This is a genomic window from Plantactinospora sp. CA-294935 (assembly GCF_050936445.1).
GTDB lineage: Bacteria > Actinomycetota > Actinomycetes > Mycobacteriales > Micromonosporaceae > Plantactinospora.
On sequence record NZ_JBNJMU010000001.1, the window covers coordinates 8,418,304 to 8,434,228 of the forward strand.

General features: G+C 69.5%; 14 protein-coding genes. 11 read left to right on the forward strand and 3 right to left on the reverse strand.

The genetic code is table 11. The annotated features are described in order from the left end of the window. Positions 1–119 precede the first annotated feature (119 nt). Positions 120–2,486, reverse strand: a complete 2,367-nt coding sequence (locus tag ACQEVC_RS36930; protein ID WP_432887524.1) for a low temperature requirement protein A — start codon at positions 2,484–2,486, stop codon at positions 120–122. Positions 2,487–2,862: 376 nt separating this feature from the next. Here ACQEVC_RS36930 and ACQEVC_RS36935 point away from each other — a divergent pair, with 376 nt between their 5' ends. Together ACQEVC_RS36935 and ACQEVC_RS36940 are read left to right on the forward strand one after the other, a co-directional pair. Beyond that, positions 2,863–3,021 carry a hypothetical protein gene (locus ACQEVC_RS36935; RefSeq protein ID WP_432887531.1) on the forward strand — a complete coding sequence of 53 codons (159 nt, stop codon included), beginning with the start codon at positions 2,863–2,865 and terminating at the stop codon, positions 3,019–3,021. A 66-nt stretch (positions 3,022–3,087) separates the two neighbouring features. After that, positions 3,088–3,450: a hypothetical protein gene (locus ACQEVC_RS36940; RefSeq protein ID WP_432887533.1), complete on the forward strand. Its 363-nt coding sequence runs from the start codon at positions 3,088–3,090 to the stop codon at positions 3,448–3,450. Positions 3,451–3,731: 281 nt separating this feature from the next. Here the strand turns inward: ACQEVC_RS36940 and ACQEVC_RS36945 are convergent, their stop codons facing one another. Further along, a complete protein-coding gene (locus tag ACQEVC_RS36945) occupies positions 3,732–4,463 on the reverse strand; it encodes a DUF7003 family protein (RefSeq protein WP_432887536.1) in 732 nt (243 codons plus the stop codon). A 280-nt stretch (positions 4,464–4,743) separates the two neighbouring features. On the opposite strand from ACQEVC_RS36945, the gene ACQEVC_RS36950 reads away from it, so the two are divergent. Next, positions 4,744–5,280, forward strand: a complete 537-nt coding sequence (locus ACQEVC_RS36950; RefSeq protein ID WP_432887539.1) for a DUF4360 domain-containing protein — start codon at positions 4,744–4,746, stop codon at positions 5,278–5,280. 63 nt (positions 5,281–5,343) lie between these two features. Here the strand turns inward: ACQEVC_RS36950 and ACQEVC_RS36955 are convergent, their stop codons facing one another. After that, complete coding sequence (locus tag ACQEVC_RS36955; protein WP_432887542.1) at positions 5,344–6,483, reverse strand: substrate-binding domain-containing protein; 1,140 nt, start codon at positions 6,481–6,483, stop codon at positions 5,344–5,346. A 679-nt stretch (positions 6,484–7,162) separates the two neighbouring features. Between ACQEVC_RS36955 and ACQEVC_RS36960 the strand changes: the two genes are divergently transcribed. From ACQEVC_RS36960 to kduD, 8 genes are all read left to right on the forward strand, one after another. Beyond that, the gene (locus tag ACQEVC_RS36960; RefSeq protein ID WP_432887545.1) at positions 7,163–9,154 is read left to right on the forward strand and encodes a DUF2264 domain-containing protein; all 1,992 of its coding nucleotides are present in this window, start codon (positions 7,163–7,165) and stop codon (positions 9,152–9,154) included. Between the two features lie 10 nt (positions 9,155–9,164). After that, entirely contained in the window at positions 9,165–10,466 is a 1,302-nt protein-coding gene (locus ACQEVC_RS36965; RefSeq protein WP_432887548.1) for an ABC transporter substrate-binding protein, read from the forward strand. Between the two features lie 76 nt (positions 10,467–10,542). Continuing rightward, positions 10,543–11,448 carry a carbohydrate ABC transporter permease gene (locus tag ACQEVC_RS36970; protein ID WP_432887551.1) on the forward strand — a complete coding sequence of 302 codons (906 nt, stop codon included), beginning with the start codon at positions 10,543–10,545 and terminating at the stop codon, positions 11,446–11,448. Next, positions 11,448–12,344 carry a carbohydrate ABC transporter permease gene (locus ACQEVC_RS36975; protein ID WP_432887554.1) on the forward strand — a complete coding sequence of 299 codons (897 nt, stop codon included), beginning with the start codon at positions 11,448–11,450 and terminating at the stop codon, positions 12,342–12,344. Before ACQEVC_RS36970 ends, ACQEVC_RS36975 begins: the two co-directional genes overlap by 1 nt. Before the next feature lie 5 nt (positions 12,345–12,349). Next, a complete protein-coding gene (locus tag ACQEVC_RS36980) occupies positions 12,350–13,030 on the forward strand; it encodes a hypothetical protein (RefSeq protein ID WP_432887557.1) in 681 nt (226 codons plus the stop codon). A 79-nt stretch (positions 13,031–13,109) separates the two neighbouring features. After that, positions 13,110–14,294 (forward strand): glycoside hydrolase family 88 protein, encoded by a 1,185-nt coding sequence (locus tag ACQEVC_RS36985; RefSeq protein ID WP_432887560.1) that lies wholly within the window; start codon positions 13,110–13,112, stop codon positions 14,292–14,294. A gap of 37 nt (positions 14,295–14,331) precedes the next feature. Then, positions 14,332–15,156 (forward strand): 5-deoxy-glucuronate isomerase, encoded by an 825-nt coding sequence (iolB, locus tag ACQEVC_RS36990; RefSeq protein ID WP_432887562.1) that lies wholly within the window; start codon positions 14,332–14,334, stop codon positions 15,154–15,156. 2 nt (positions 15,157–15,158) lie between these two features. After that, on the forward strand, positions 15,159–15,923 hold the full coding sequence (kduD, locus tag ACQEVC_RS36995) for a 2-dehydro-3-deoxy-D-gluconate 5-dehydrogenase KduD (RefSeq protein ID WP_432887565.1): 765 nt from the start codon (positions 15,159–15,161) through the stop codon (positions 15,921–15,923). The last annotated feature ends 2 nt before the right edge of the window (positions 15,924–15,925 follow it).

Sequence of the window (15,925 nt, forward strand, 5' to 3'; positions counted from 1 at the left end):
GGGCACGACCGGCCACGGAGGGCTCGGGCGCGAGGTAGCGACTCGGGTGGGTACCTCGGCGCGCTCGATGTTCGCCGCGTTGCACCGGACGCAACACGGCTCGCTGGGACTGGGAGGCTTCATATTCGGTGGTCGAGTACCGTGTCGAGTGGCGGGGTTGACGTGCGTGCGAGCAAGTGTGCGGCGAACAGTGCCAAGGCGAGGGCGGCCAACGCCCACTGAATCGGCAGAAATATGGTTGCCGGAGCGAGCGCGGCGACGACCAGGTTCGCCGCACGTCGGCCAGCGATCCGGCGGCGGGCGCGCTGCCAGACGAGATGGTCGGCCAAGAGGTAGACGACGATTCCGCAGGTGAGTGTGACCTGTCCGAACATGGCGAGCGAGGCGGAGTCCCGTCCCTGCTGCGGCAAGGTCGTGCGCAACCCGAAGGCGACCAGTACGAGGCCGACGACGAGGAACAGGTGCAGGTACGCGTAGGCGTCTCGGGCTAATGCACCTCGTTGGCGGCTTTCGGTGAGTTCGGTGAACCGCTGACCGACGACGATGTCGGTGCCGACGTAGGTCCACCACATCGCGGACAACAGGGTGGCGCTGAGCGCGACGGTGACGAATGTGGACGTCGAGATGGGTGGGTCGCTGGCGGCGATGCCGGTGGAGATGACCGCCTGGCCGAGCGCGATGAGAAGTATCAGGTTGAAGCGGCCCATCCATCGGCTGACGGAGCGCAGTCGCCAGTTGCGGGACCCGATGAGGTATCCGCCGCCCACGTCGATGACGATGGCGGCGGCCCAGCACAGTGCGGTCAAGGGTGTGAGCGGGTCGCCGGTGGCCAGGGCGATCGACGCTGCGGACAGCAGCAGGGCGATCCCTACTCCGGTCGGTACGGCCGCGCGAACGACGATGGCGCGAAGGGCGACGTCATGGCGGAGTATCCACCAAAACGACGCCAGGTGGAGCAGGCGCACCGCCCCGTACGAGGTGACAACGATCAGCGGCGCGGGCAATCCTCCGGACACGTCGCTGAACGTCTGGGGCGCGGCGATGCCGAGCGTCAGGATCAGCGCCACCGCGGCCAGTACGACCAGACGCAGTCGCAGGCTGTTCTCCGGACCGCGGATTGTCGTGGTGAACCAGGTGTAGTTGACCCACGACCACCACAGAAGCGCCAGGACGGCCAGTCCCAGGGTCACCCCGGTCACCGATGGATGTCGGGTCATAATGACAGTGACCTGGAGGAACGCGTACACGAAGACCAGATCCAGGAAGAGTTCCTCCGGGGTGGCGTCGACCTCCCGGCTGACCGTTGCCGCGACGGCGCGATGCAGCTCGCGGTGCCGGTGTCGTAGCGCTGTCAGATGGGCGACCACCACACAGAACAGAGCGACGGCCAGGATCGTGAGCGCCCCCAGCGCTGTCAGGTAGCGGGCCGGTGCCGCCAGCACCGCCACGAGAACAAGGCCGAACACGGGTCCGCGACCGATCCGCCGGACGGTGCGCCACTCGAACGCCACCAACCCGACCAGGTACAGGACCACACCGCCGTAGAGGACCGCCAGGTCCGCCATGGTCCAGTGTTCAGGATGACCGGCCGGCGTTCCGCCCAGCGCCTTCTTGAGCCCGAACGCCACCAGGATGAGGCCGGCGATCATCGGCAGATGCAACAGTGTGTAGGCATCACGGGCGCGACGTGACCGTTCGCGCCGTGGGGTGGACTCCAACGCGACCTCCCCGGCGGGCGCCGCAATGTCGAAGTACGCCCACCACAGGAACGCCACGACGACAAGAGCGAGCACCGCCCCGGCGAGTACCGACCAGGTGATCGGATCGTCGCCGACGAGTCCTCGACTCGTTCCGATCGAGATGATCGTCTCGCCGAGCGCGATCAGCATTATCAGGTTGTGTCGCTCGGCCCAGTGCCGAACCGACGTGAGCTGCCATGTCCCGATTCCCGGAGCCCGCAGCCCCAGGTAGTCGACGACGATCGCGACCACGACAAGCACGAGTTGAAGAACCTCCGCGCCCCGTCCGGACGGCAGGTGAGGGGGCAGCAGGACTGCGGACAGCAGTAGCGGCAGGCTACCGGCCAGCGGCAGCCAAGCCCGTCGAGCCGCAGCGGACGATCTCTTCGTGCCTCGCCGCGCAGCGGAGACGATCAATAGGGATCCAACGCGGGCCGTCAGGAAGCCGACGACGAACACGAGGGGGCCGGACAAGCCAGCAGATTGCCCGACGAACACCTCCGGGATGGCGACCGCCACAAGCAGAATCGCGGTAGCCATCGCGAACACGGCGACCGGCAGCCCGTTGCGGTCGAGCCGGACCAGGTTCCCGACCCAGGCGTACCCGGCCCAACTGCGCCACAGGAGCAGCACCACCAACCCTCCGAAAAGCAACGCATCCGTGGCTGATCGTTCCGACATCAGATGGGCGACGTTGAAGAAGGCGAAGACGAAGACCAGATCGAGAAAGAACTCCGCGCGCGTCACCCCGCCGTGTGTCGCGGCCTTGACCCGTCCACCGGCCCCGAAAGCCCCCTCCGAGGCCATCTCCCCACTGCCACTGCTCACCCTCCCACTGTCCCAACCAACGGCATTAGCGGCAGGCGATTCGCCGAGCCACACCAGGCGTTCATGCCGGCGACAAGATCACCCGGACACCCGTCGACGAGAACGGTGAGTTCCGCAGGCTCGGTCGTGCGCGCCACGACTGTCGCACGGAGAGGGAATTGCTGTGCATTCGGCAGCATCTATTCCTGAAAGGTTCGGGGCAGACGGTTTGAGATTTCAGGTCGACGTAGGCGGAATGGGAGTCGTCGTTCTTGACGACCGTGCCGCCCAAAGCCGCAGTACAGGTCGACGCGACATGACAGATCCTCGCGCGCCGGAGCCCGCGTTCCGGCCGACCCAGTTCGTCCAAGAGCCTTTCGCGGACAAGGAGAAACTGCTCCGCGACCTCCTCGCCGACGTGTACGCCAAGGCACGCGAGCGACTCAACGGCCGCACCCACGGAACCACGACCTGACCGACGCCGCGCAACTCCACAGGGTGCCGCCGGGCGGCGCCGGGTCCGCCGGGTTACCGTTACGGCATGTCCCGGGAGACGTGGACCGTGGTCCTGGTGCTGGGTGGCATCGTGGCCGTCGCCACGCTGGCCGGGGCTGTCGTGCTCGTGGTCAAGGTGCTGCGTACGCGCAAGCTGCTTGGCGAGTTGGGGGCCGGCGGCAAGGTGGCGTTCTACGGCGCGTTGATCTACACGGTGCTGCCGGTCGACCTACTGCCCGATCCGATCTACCTCGACGACATGGGCATACTGGCTGGCGCGTTGCTCTACCTGACCCGGCTGGTCCACCAGCGCCGGGCGGGCCGTGCCGGGTCAGTGGATCGTCGGCCCGGTGGCGACGCGCAGCCGTTGCCGCCCGGAGGACGGGATCGGACGCGTACCCGACGATGACCCTCTGGAGCCTCCGCTCCTGAGACTCGCACCGACCGTCGACCTCACCCTGGCGGAACACGGCAGGCATTGTCCGTAGGGCGGACAAGTCCGGGCGAAGGCGCCAAGCCAGTCAGACCAAGAGCCAGACTCACCACCGCCGGCTATCAGCCCAGCACCGCTGAACCGACCCCGCCATGCTCACAGTCAGCCCAGACATCCAGGTCCTTGCATCAAGAGACACGGATTTGCCGCCGTCAGCCCGCCCTCCAGTACGCTGCCGGGGCGTTGTCATGCCATGGCTATAGGGCACCGGACATGGGCCAGTTGCCCCAGTGCGTGTTGGGTGGCAGGGTCGGCTGGTAGTGGGAGGGGTCGGCCAGGGCAAGGACCTCAGCGATCTGCCGATAGGTTTCGATGTCGCTCGGGCGGATCTCGAACGGTACCCGCTGCTCGGGTGGCACGTGTCGCGCGAGGTTCTCGTGCAGGTGACGTCGCCGGTCCCGCTCGGCGCTGGGTGGCCTGACGCGCAGGGCGGTGTGGTGCCAGTCGTCCAGCCGCAGTACCCGTGGTAGATCGGTCGGGACGAGTTGGCGTAGCTCGGCACCGGTCCCGAGCATCAGGTCGCGGTGTTCCGGTACGAGCAGCCGGAACAGTTCCTGGGGAGGGATCGTGGGGGCGGCGTCCGCGCGTAGCTCCTGGCCACGCACGACGATCGGTACCTGGCGGTACCGGGGCGGCCCCGGTTGCTCCTCGAACAGATCTTGGAAGTTGTCGACTCGGTTGACGAACTGCGTCGCCCAGTTTTCCGCTGTGCCGATGAGGCAGTTGCCGAGAGCGTGTTGGGCGTCCACCACGTTGGCGGCGCGGGGGTTGTATCCGACGGCCTCGACGACCAGCGCCCAACGGTCAGCGTCGCTGAAGGCGTGCAGCCGGGCGGCCATCAGGTAGCTGTGCGGGTGTTCCGGCTGCGGGAACCGCAATTGTTCGGCTGCCCGGTCGAACACGGAGAGGATGCCTTCGGCCCGCAACACGCCACACATCGTACGCAGCGCCACCGCCGTCGATTCGGTTCGACGGATAGCAGACCCAATCGCGGGGCACCTACCCGGTGCCCGCCGGATGTCGAGCGCCCGGCGACTGCGGTAAGCTCAGTTCGATCGACCAACCTCTATGAGTTGCGTCCGATGCTGCCGGACCGGGGGCGCCATGCGTACGAGAACTGCTGTCGCAACCTCATTGGCGCTTGTGATGGCGTCCGCGGTGCCCGCCCGAGCCGCCGCTCCCATTCCGTCGCCACCGCCGACCGCCTCGATGGTCGTCGACGTGGTCACCGTGAGCGGGTCAGGCTGTCCACCAGGAACGGTGCTGGTCACTGTGGCCCCGGACAACACCCGGTTCTCGCTGATCTACAACTCGTTCTTCGTCCAGGTGGGTGTGGGCGCCGGACCCCTCGATTTCCGGAAAAGCTGCCAGGCCGTCCTCGCCTTGCAGCCGCCCGCCGGATTCACTCTGGCGGTCTCCGGGGTCGACCACATGGGATATGCCTTCCTGGCCGACGGCGCGACCGGTATCCATCAGGCAAGCCACCACCTCCAGGGAAAACCACGGCCGGCTTTGATCTCCCACCCGCTCATCGGACCGATGGACGACCTGTGGCAGGCAACCGACGAGGTGCTCATCGAACCGGTCTACCTCCCGTGCGGCACCACGCCCATCATCGTCCTCGATACCGCGCTACGGGTCGGTGCCGGCACCTCAGACCCGCAGACCAGCACGAGCTTCGTCTCCTTAGACGCGGTCGACATCAGCTATAGCAGCAGCTACCGCCTCGACTGGGCAACCTGCTGAGCCGGCACCCCACCGGCCTCGATCAGCGGGGTGGCGTGTCATGCCTGGGCGGCGTCTCGGCCGTCACCGTGCGCGCGGCGGGGCGGTGGACTCGCGGACGCGCAGGGACGGGCTGATGACGACCCGGTGGGTGGGGCGGGCGGGATCTGCGAGGCGGTCGGCGACCAGACGCACGGCGGCACGGCCGATCGAGCGGCGCGGCGGCCTCACCGCGGTCAGCGGCGGGCTGAAGAGGCCGGCAACCTCGTCATCGTACGCCACGATGGACAAGTCACCGGGCACGGACAGCTGTCGCTCCTCGCAGTGCTGCACGAGGGCGATCGCCTCCGCGTCGGCGTGCACCAGCAGCGCGGTCGTGTCGGTCGCCCGGCAGCGGTCGAGGATCTCGTGGAGCAGAGTCTCCCGTTCCGGCGAGCGCGCGTCGGGCAGCACGACCTCGACGGTTGACGCGGGGTCCAGCCCGCACTCGTCCGCGGCCTCCCGCCATCCCCGGCGCACGTGCGGGCGGGTGGGGCTGTCGGCGTCCAGCACTACACCGACCTTGCGGTGGCCGAGGGAGGCGAGATGCCGCACCGCCATGGCCGCGCCCAGCGCGTGGTCGGTCACCACCGACTCCATCACCGCGTGGTGGGCGCCCACCGTGGCGGTACGCTCCAGCAGCACGGCCGGGATCCCCTCGCGGGCCAGCCAGTCGACGGTCCGCTCCGCGGTGGACGTGTCCATCCGCGGCGCGATGATCAGCCCGTCGACACCCATCCGGTCCACGAGACGTTCGAGCTGGGGTTTGTCGTCCTCGCTGTCGTACGAGGAGCCGCGCAGCACGACCCGCATGTCGAGTTCGCGGGCGGCCTCCTCGGCGCCCCGGGCCACGTCCGGCCAGTAGTAGTCCAGCGAAGGCACGAGCATGCCGATCGTGCGTCCGCTGAGGGAGTACGGGCTGACGGCTGGTGCTTCCTCCGGCGCGGGGGCCTCGTCCGGTGTGATGAGTGCGACCCCGCCGTGTACCCGCCGCACCAGCCCTTCGGCGGCGAGCTGGGCGATGTCCCGCCGGATGGTGATGGCGGCGGCGCCGAGCGCCTCGGACAGGTCGGAGATGCGCATGGCTCCGTCGCGTTGTAGCGCCGCCAGCAGCTGCTGGCGGCGGGCGACCTGCAGGGGCGCCCGGTTCTCTACCGGGCTGGTGCCACTGCCGTCCAGGGTCATCTGTTACCTCCAAGGAACGCTTCGCGCGGATGGACCTCTCGACCGCGACGACGAATGCGCCCTCCGTTCCGAGTGCGCCGCCCTCGATCGCCAGGCGGGTGAGCCGCTCTTTCCATATCACGGTGCGGCCGGGGCCACGGCTGCGGCGGAAGTGCGGCGTCCGGCGGCACGGGTACCAGCGCCGGCGATTCCGCTCCGGCGCCGGGCCAGCCTGGAGCGGGCGGGCCGACGAAGCGGTCTGCGGTGGCCATGGTTCCTCAGGCAGGTAGAGCAGCTATGAACGATTCTGATCGTATCAGAGCGGTTGTGGCACCCAGCCGCCACTGACGCCAACGATCACGCCAGCACGGATCCGGCTGGACGCGCCGACGGCACCGACTTGGGGGCATTACGCCCGCTAATGACCCATCTATCGGCCTGGACGAGGCGGCCCACGCCGCCGCGAGGGCAGCCGCCGCCTGCGCGCTTTTGGTCGAAAATGTTCATCTCGGTTTGATAACGTCATTGACTTGCTCTGTTGTGAGCGTTTTACTTCGGAAACCCGGCCGTTGCCTGTACGTCACATGTGCGGGTGACGCCCAGTCGCCACGCGTCATGGAGGCGGATCGATGCGACAGGACTGCGGATGATGTCCGGCACCACCGGTCCGACGGCACCCGGGAGACGCTCGGGGGCCGGAATGGCCGCGAGCTGGAGCCGCGACGACTGGTTGGCCCTCGCCGACCGGATCCTCGCCGCCGCCCGCCCCTTCACGTCGCCCGGCCAAGCTCTCGTTACCTTTCCCGGCCCGGAGGGCGGTTACGGCCGGACCGTCGACGGACTGGAGGGGTTCGCCCGCACGTTTCTGCTGGCTGGTTTCCGCATCGCCGGCGCCCGCGGGGTAGGCGTGGACGACCTCGTCGACCGGTACGCGACCGGCATCGCCGCCGGCACCGATCCGGCCTCACCGGAGCGCTGGGTGCGGCTGGACGAGCACCCCCAGGCGAAGGTGGAGGCCGCCTCGATCGCCCTGATCCTGGACATGACCCGCCCGTGGATCTGGGACCGGCTGCCGTCCGCGGTGCGGGAGCGGGTGGTGGACTACCTGGCTCCGGCGGTCGGTGACCACACCTACCCGCGGATCAACTGGGTCTGGTTCCGGCTGGTGGTGCAGACGTTCCTGCGCTCAGTGGGCGGGCCGCACGCGCTCGACGAGATGGCCGAGGATCTGGCCACCCACGACGGCTTCGCCCGCGCCGACGGCTGGATGTCCGACGGGCCGGAGCGCGCCTACGACCACTACGTGGGGTGGGCTCTGCACCTGTATCCGACGTTGTGGGCCCGGATGGCCGGCGCGGCGGACCTGGCGGCGGAGCGCCGCGAACGGGATGTGGCCGGCCTCGACCGGTTCCTGCGGGACGCGGTCGCCCTGGTGGGCGCCGACGGGTCGCCGCTGATCCAGGGGCGGAGCCTGATCTACCGGTTCGCCGCCGCAGCGCCGTTCTGGGTCGGCACGATCGTCGGGGTGCCCTCGGTCAGCCTCGGCCAGTTGCGCCGCGCCGCCACCGGCATCGTGCGCCACTTCGTCGACCGCGGCGCCCCGGACGACCGCGGCCTGCTCACCCTCGGCTGGCACGGGCCGTGGCCGCGGCTGGCCCAGACCTACTCCGGCCCCGGCTCGCCGTACTGGGCCAGCAAGGGCCTGCTCGGCATCGCGCTGCCGGCCGACCATCCGGTGTGGACGGAGCCTGAGCGGCCGCTTCCGGTCGAGGAGCACGACGCGGTACGGGCCATCCGCGCGCCGGGCTGGCTGGTCTCGGCCACCCGCGCCGACGGAATCGTCCGCGTCGTCAACCACGGCACCGACCACGCACTGGACGGCGCAACGGTCTGCGACTCCCCGCTCTACGCCCGGCTCGGTTACTCCACCGCCACCAGTCCGGTCCTGGACGAGACCGGCTGGGTCAATCCGCTCGACCAGTCCGTCACCCTCGTCGACGGCGCAGGCCGGGCCACCCACCGCGCCGGCATGCGCCTGCTGACCCTTCAGGTCGACGGCGACGGCGACGGCATCGGCGTGGCGGGGTCGCGCGCGCTCGCTCACTGGGTCGACCCGGATCCGGGCCAGCGCGACCACGGCGGCGGCCGTACGGGCCGGTCCCGACCGGCCGGGCACCTCACCGTGTACTCGCTGGTTCGCGGCCCCTGGGAGCTACGCCTGACCCGCGTCGACAGCCTCGCCGACGGCGTCGAGGCGGCTGCGCTGCGGCTGCGGATCGGCGGTTGGGCCCTTGCCGGTGATGCGACGGCCGCCTTCGGCGGCAGTGTGGCGACCGTGACCGGGGCCGGCCTGATCAGCTGGCTCGAGGCAGTCCATGGCGGCGGAACGGCCGGTGCCACCGCCGTTCCACGCGGCGGGCCCCTGGCCGGCGGGCTGGTCGTGCCCTGGCTGGAGCACCTCGTCCAACCAGGAGGGTGGATCGCCACCCTCGTCGAGCTGTCCGAGGAGTACGCGGCCACGGCTCCCCGGCAGCCGTGTCAGGCCGTGCTGGACGAAGACGCCGACGGCCTCCACGTGGTGGTCGACTGGCCGGACGGTGCCAGCACGGCGACCCGCCTGGACACGGGGCAGGCCAGGCCCGCCGCCAGGCGACCTGCTAGCAGCGCGGGCCCGCCCGGGCCCCTGACCTAAGGAGAAAGGGATGAAGCGCGCGATACCGGCCGTCATCGGCGCCGCGACGGCGCTGACACTCGTCCTCGCCGGTTGCGGCGGCGAGGACGAGCCAGCCGACCCCAACGCCCCGGTAACGATCACCCTGGCGGGATGGACCCTGTCCTCCACGCCGGAGTTCAAGACGCTCGCCGACGGATTCAAGGCGACGCACCCCAACGTGACGGTGGAACTCAAAGAGTACGACGCCGCCAACTACGACACCCAGATGACCGCCGACCTCGCCGCAGGCACCGCGCCGGACGTCTATGTGCTCAAGAACCTCAAGAACTTCTACACGTACCAGAGCGGCGGCCAACTGCTCGACGTCTCCGACACCGCCGCGGACCTCGGCTCGGTTCCGGCGCTTGCGCCGTACCAGGTTGACGGAAAGGCGTATGCCGTACCGTACCGCCAGGACTCGTGGGTGCTGTTCTACAACAAGGAGCTGTTCGGCAGGGCGAAGGTCGCTCCACCGGACGGCACCTGGACCTGGGACGACTACACCGCTGCGGCCAAGCGGCTGACCACCGGGCTGAAGGCTGCCGGCTCGAAGGCGACCGGCGCCTACCAGCACATCTTCCAGTCGACGGTGCAGGGCTTCGCGCTCGCCCAGACCCCGAACGCGGACCTGCTCTCCGGCGACTTCGGTTACCTGAAGCCATACTACGAGCGGTCGCTGGACCTACAGGCCGCCGGCGCGCAGCCAACGTTCGGCACCGCGAAGACCAACAAGCTCACCTACCAGGCACAGTTCGGCAAGCAGCAGGCGGCGATGATGCCGATGGGCACCTGGTACGTGGCCACCCTGCTCAACCAGCGCAAGAGCGGCGACGCCGACAGGTTCGAGTGGGGCATCGCCCCGGCGCCACAGTTCGACAGCTCCACCACCGGCACCTCCGCCACGCCGGTCACCTTCGGCGACCCGACCGGGATGGGCATCAATCCGAGGATCGACAAGTCGAAGGTCGCCGCGGCCAAGGCCTTCCTCGGGTACGTGGCCGGTCAGGACGCCGGCAAGGCGCTGGCCGGGATCGGCATCACCCCGGCCCAGGTCACCGAGGCCGTCACCGCGGCACTGTTCGGGCTCGACGGGGTACCGCAGGACGACCTGTCGAAATTCGCGTACGCCAAGCACACCATCAAGCCGGAGAACCCGGTGTCGAAGCACACCGCCGGCCTGCAGAACGTCCTCGACGAGACGCACTCGGCGATCCTGTCCAACAGCAAGGGCGTCGAGGCGGGGCTGAACGAGGCGCAGAGCCGCGCCAAGAACGAGGTCCTCGACCAGTGAGCCCCTGGCGGGTCCGGCGCGTCCCGTACCACACGCCGGACCCGCTTCCGCGCCGAATGCTTCCCGGAGAGTCTCGATGACAACGATGCCGCGTACGCGGCCCAGACGCAGGCGGCTGGTGTGGCGTAACACGCTCGCCGGATGGTCGTTCATCCTGCCGAACTTCGCCGGCTTCGCACTGCTCACCCTCGTACCCGTCGTGGTGCTGTTCTACCTGGCCTTCACGAACTGGAACGTCTTCGGGGTGGCCGAGTGGACCGGCACCGCCAACTTCCGGCGGATGTGGGGCGACACGAGCTTCTGGACCGCGCTGCGCAACACCGTCTACTACACGGTGTTCCACATCCCGCTCACCATGCTGGCATCGCTCGGACTGGCGCTGCTGCTCAACCGCAAGCTACGTGGCGTGCGGTTCTTCCGCACCGTCGCCTTCCTCCCCTACGTCACCTCGATCGTCGCGATCGCGGTGGTGTGGAATCAGCTGTTCAGCCCGGAGTACGGACCGGTCAACGCCTTCCTGAGCGCCGTCGGGGTCGGCCGCCCGCCCGGCTGGACCACCTCGGCCGACTGGTCGATGCCGGCGGTCATCATCGTCGGCACCTGGCGTTACATGGGCTACTACATGCTGCTGTTCCTGGCCGGCCTGCAGACCATCCCGACCCAGCTCTACGAGGCCGCCCAGATCGACGGCGCCACGCCCTGGCAGCGGTTCGTGAACGTGACCATCCCCGGGCTGCGCCACACGACCTTCTTCGTCACCGTGATGCTCACCATCGAAAGCTTCAAGGTCTTCGACCTCATCCTCGTGATGACCGACGGCGGCCCGGGACAGTCCACACTGGTGCTGTCGCAGTACATCTACCAGAAGGGCTTCGAGGAGAACCAGTTCGGCTACGCCTCGGCGGTCTCCATCGTCCTGTTCGCCATCTGCTTCGGCATCACGGTCATCCAGTTCATGGTCAACAAGCGGAGGAACAGTTGATGACCGCGACCGACCTCTCCGCGCCCGCCCCGCCCATCACCGTGCCCGTCGGCAGCAGGCCAGGTGGCCGGCGCGGCGCGGCACGTGGCTGGCGGATCGTCGGATACGCCGCCCTCGGGCTCGCGGCGGGCGGGCTGCTGCTGCCGTTCTACTGGATGGTGGTCGCCTCGTTGAAGACCAACAACGACGTGTTCACGATCCCGATCAAGTGGCTCCCCGATCCGGTGGTGTGGCACAACTACGTCGACATCTGGCAGCGCTCGGAGATGACGACGTGGCTGAAGAACACGCTGCTGCTCTCGGTCGTCGTCACCTTCCTGCAGGTGTTCACCGGCAGCTTCGCCGCCTACGGCTTCGCCCGGATCCGCTTCCCCGGCCGCAACCTGCTCTTCCTCGCCTACCTCGGCACCTTTGCCGTGCCCTGGCAGTCCTACATGATCCCGCAGTTCATCCTCATGTCGAAACTTGAGCTGTCGAACACGCTGTGGTCGATCGTCGCGCTACAGGCGTTCGGCGCGTTCGGTGTGTTCCTGATGAAGCAGTACTACGAGACGATCCCCGAGGAGTTGAGCGAGTCGGCGCGGGTCGACGGGCTGACGGAGTTCGGCATCTACCGGCGGATCATGCTGCCGCTGTCCCGGCCCGCGCTGGCCAGCCTGACCCTGCTCACGTTCGTCACCACCTGGAACGACTACCTCGGCCCGCTGATCTACCTGCGCAGTCCCGAGCTGCGCACCATCCAGCTCGGACTGCGCACGTTCATCGACGAGTACAACGCCGAGTACGCGCTGATCATGACGGGTTCGGTGCTCTCCGTACTGCCCGTGGCGGTCATCTTCCTGCTCGGCCAGCGGTACTTCGTCGAAGGCATCGCCACCACCGGACTGAAGGGCTGAGGCTGATGCGTTCGCGCCACCACACCATCTCCGGCATCTTCGACGGCGTCCTGGTGGCGCTCGTCTCCAACCTGCTGCTGGTGGTCGGCTGCCTGCCGCTGGTCGGGCTCGTGTTCACCACGGAGGCGGCGCGGGCCTGGCCGCTGTACGCGCTGGTGGCGCCGGCATGCGCGCCCGCGCTCTGCGGGGTCTTCGCGGTGATGTCCGATTACTCCGCCGGCACCGGCACCGACGGCGTGCTGCGCACCTTCGGCCGCGCCTGGCGGGCCACCGCCCGTCCGGCGATGCGCTGGGCCGCCGCGGCCACCGCCATCCTGGTCGTGCTGGGCGTCGACGCGTACGCGGTGTGGGGTCACCCGGCAGGGGCGCTCGCGCTGCCGATCCTGGCCATGCTCACCGTACTCACGTCGGCCACCGCGCTGCTGGGGCTGGTGGCCATCGCCGCGCGACCCGCCGCACGGCTTCGCGACGTGGCCCGCGCCTGCGCGTACCTTTCGGTGCGCCGCTGGTACCTCAGCGTCGCGTCACTGCTGGTCCTCGCACTGCTGACGCAGCTCTTCGTGGCCCGGCCCGCGATCGCGCTCGGCGTGGCGGCGGCGCCGCTGCTGTACGTCGTGTGGGCCAACAGCCGGTTCAGCCTGCGCGCCGCACTCGACCCACCGACGACCGCGCCGCAGAGCGCCTGACCACGTCCACGTCGACGTCCCGGCGACCGACCCGGGACGTCGACGGCACCGGCCCGGACCCGAGGGAGAACAGCATCCGATGACGGCGACTGACGTCCGTCCCAGCCCCGACGCCGAAGCCATGGCGGCCGCGGTGGCCGCCGCGATACGCACCGTCGACGCGAACATCGACAGCTTCGGCGACCGCTATCCCGCGGACACCACCGCCGGCAACCGCTACCCACTGCGGCCACCGGTCGCCGGCCAGCCACCGGGCGCCAACGTCGGCTGGACCACCAGCTTCTGGCCCGGAATGCTCTGGCTGGCACACGATCTCACCGGTGCCGACCGCTACCACCGGGCCGCCATGTCCCACGTGGACAGTTTCGCCACCCGGGTCGCCCGCGGCATCGACCTGGACACCCACGACCTCGGATTTCTCTACACCCTCTCCTGCGTCATCCCGGCCCGCCGTACCGGTGACCCGCGCGCCCGGGGCGCGGCCCTGGCCGCCGCCGACCGCCTGATGACCCGGGTCCTCGAACCCGCCGGGATCATCCAGGCCTGGGGCGACCTGGCCGACCCGCGCCAGCGCGGCCGGACCATCATCGACAGCCTCATGAACACCCCGCTGCTCTACTGGGCCAGCCACACCACCGGCGACGACCGCTACGCCGCCGCCGCCCACCGGCACACCGCAGAGCTAAGCCAGCACATCCTGCGCCCGGACGGCACCACCTTCCACACCTTCTACTGGAACCCGGAGACCGGAGCACCACTGCGCGGCGAGACCGAGCAGGGCCATGCCGACCATTCCTGCTGGGCCCGCGGCCAGGCCTGGGGCATCTACGGGTTCAGCCTCAACCACCGGCACACCGGCGAGCCGGCGCTGCTCGCCGCCGCGCGGACCTGCGCCGACCGCTTCCTCGCCCAGCTACCCGCCGACCACGTCGCCTACTGGGACCTGGAGTTCGGCGACGGCAGCCGCCAGGAACGTGACAGTTCAGCCGCCGCCATCGCCGCCTGCGGCCTGGTCGAACTCGCCGACAACCTCGACGACGCGAACCTCGCCGACCGGTACCGGACAGCCGCCGGCCGGATCCTGCGCTCCCTCGCCGACAGCTACTCCACCGACGGCCATCCGGCCTCGAACGCGCTGATCCTGCACGGCGTCTACGACAAGCCCAAGGGCATCGGCGTCGACGAGGGCACCCTGTGGGGCGACTACTTCTATCTGGAGGCTCTCACCCGCGCCACCGCCCCCGGCTGGACCAGCCCCTGGTAATCGCCGCCCTGACCGCCCGATTCCCGGAAAGGTGATCATGGACTACCGCTACCACTGCACCCTCCCCGCCGACGACGGCCGGAACACGCTGCCCTTCAACCCCTGCCGTCTGCTGGACTTCAGCCTGCTGCGGCTGCCGGCCGGCGGTTCCTGGACCGGCGAGTCCGGCGGCCGGGAGATCCTCGCGGTCATCCTCGGCGGCACCGCCAGCTTCACCATCGCCGAACACCGCTTTCCGGATGTCGGCCGGCGTCCGGACGTCTTCTCCGGCAAGCCGCACTCCGTCTACATCCCGGCCGGCGCCGACATCACCGTCGAGGCTGTCACCGACGTGGAGGTCGCGCTGCCCAGCGCACCCAGTGACCTGACCACCGCCCCCTACGTCATCGCACCGGACCAGGTCACGGGCGGCCGGTGGGGCGCGGCCAACTTCGGCCGCACCTACCACCAGATCCTCACCGAGATCTCCCAGCCGGACCTGCCCGCCGGCCGGCTCATCGTCGGCGAGACCTACACGCCCTCCGGCAACTGGAGCACCTACCCACCGCACCGGCACAAGGTCGACAACCTGCCCGCGGAAGCCGCGCACGAGGAGATGTACTACTACCGCGTCAACCCGGCCGGCGGGTTCGGCATCAGCCGGGTCTACACGGACGAGGGTTACGAGGAGAACGCCACCATCCGCGAGCACGTGATGCAGATGATGCCGGAGGGGTACCACACCGTGGTCAGCGCGCCCGGCTACACCACCTATTTCCTGTGGTTCCTGGCCGGGACCCAACGCACCCAGGGCGCCCGCGAAGACACCGACCTGGCCTGGGTGGGTCGGACCGTACCGACCCTACGCAGCATGGGCCTGTAGCGATGATCCTGGACACCTTCCGGCTCGGCAGTCGCGTCGCCCTCGTCACCGGCGGGAACCGCGGCATCGGCCAGGCCATCGCGACCGCGCTGGCCCAGGCCGGCGCCGACATCGCCCTGCTGGGCCGCACCGACCCCGCCGAAACCATCGCGGCAGTCGAGAAACTGGGCCGCCGGGCTCTGGTCGTACCTGCCGACCTCTCCACCGCCGGGCCGGACGCGCTCGCCGACGCGGTCGAGGCGGTGGTCGCCGGACTGGGCCGCCTCGACGTGCTGGTCAACAACGCCGGCATCATCCGCCGTGCCGCGGCGGTCGCGCACCCGCCCGAGGACTGGGACGCGGTGCTCCGGGTGGACCTCGACGCGGTGTTCCACCTGTGCCAGGCGGCCGGGCGGGTCATGCTCGGCCAGGGCCACGGGAAAATCGTGAACGTGGCGTCGATGCTGTCGTACCAGGGTGGCATCAAGGTCCCGTCGTACACCGCCGCCAAGCACGCCGTCGTCGGCCTCACCCGGGCCCTGGCCAACGAGTGGGCCGCCGGCGGGGTCAACGTCAACGCGATCGCCCCCGGCTACATCACCACAGACAACACCGCGCCGCTGCGCGGCGACCCGGACCGGGAACGCGCCATCCGGGAACGCATCCCGGCCGGGCGTTGGGGCGCACCCGAGGACCTCATGGGCGCCGTGGTCTTCCTCGCCTCCGACGCCGCGCGGTACGTGCACGGCGCCGTCCTTCCGGTGGACGGAGGCTGGCTCGCCCGATAGGA

Bases quoted from the DNA above. Each gene is read 5' to 3' on its own strand.
- ACQEVC_RS36935 (WP_432887531.1), top strand. From the start codon at position 2,863: ATGACAGATCCTCGCGCGCCGGAGCCCGCGTTCCGGCCGACCCAGTTC.
- ACQEVC_RS36940 (WP_432887533.1), top strand. From the start codon at position 3,088: ATGTCCCGGGAGACGTGGACCGTGGTCCTGGTGCTGGGTGGCATCGTG.
- ACQEVC_RS36950 (WP_432887539.1), top strand. From the start codon at position 4,744: ATGGTCGTCGACGTGGTCACCGTGAGCGGGTCAGGCTGTCCACCAGGA.
- ACQEVC_RS36955 (WP_432887542.1), bottom strand. From the start codon at position 6,483: ATGACCCTGGACGGCAGTGGCACCAGCCCGGTAGAGAACCGGGCGCCC.
- ACQEVC_RS36960 (WP_432887545.1), top strand. From the start codon at position 7,163: ATGGCCGCGAGCTGGAGCCGCGACGACTGGTTGGCCCTCGCCGACCGG.
- ACQEVC_RS36965 (WP_432887548.1), top strand. From the start codon at position 9,165: ATGAAGCGCGCGATACCGGCCGTCATCGGCGCCGCGACGGCGCTGACA.
- ACQEVC_RS36970 (WP_432887551.1), top strand. From the start codon at position 10,543: ATGACAACGATGCCGCGTACGCGGCCCAGACGCAGGCGGCTGGTGTGG.
- ACQEVC_RS36975 (WP_432887554.1), top strand. From the start codon at position 11,448: ATGACCGCGACCGACCTCTCCGCGCCCGCCCCGCCCATCACCGTGCCC.
- ACQEVC_RS36980 (WP_432887557.1), top strand. From the start codon at position 12,350: ATGCGTTCGCGCCACCACACCATCTCCGGCATCTTCGACGGCGTCCTG.
- ACQEVC_RS36985 (WP_432887560.1), top strand. From the start codon at position 13,110: ATGACGGCGACTGACGTCCGTCCCAGCCCCGACGCCGAAGCCATGGCG.
- iolB (WP_432887562.1), top strand. From the start codon at position 14,332: ATGGACTACCGCTACCACTGCACCCTCCCCGCCGACGACGGCCGGAAC.
- kduD (WP_432887565.1), top strand. From the start codon at position 15,159: ATGATCCTGGACACCTTCCGGCTCGGCAGTCGCGTCGCCCTCGTCACC.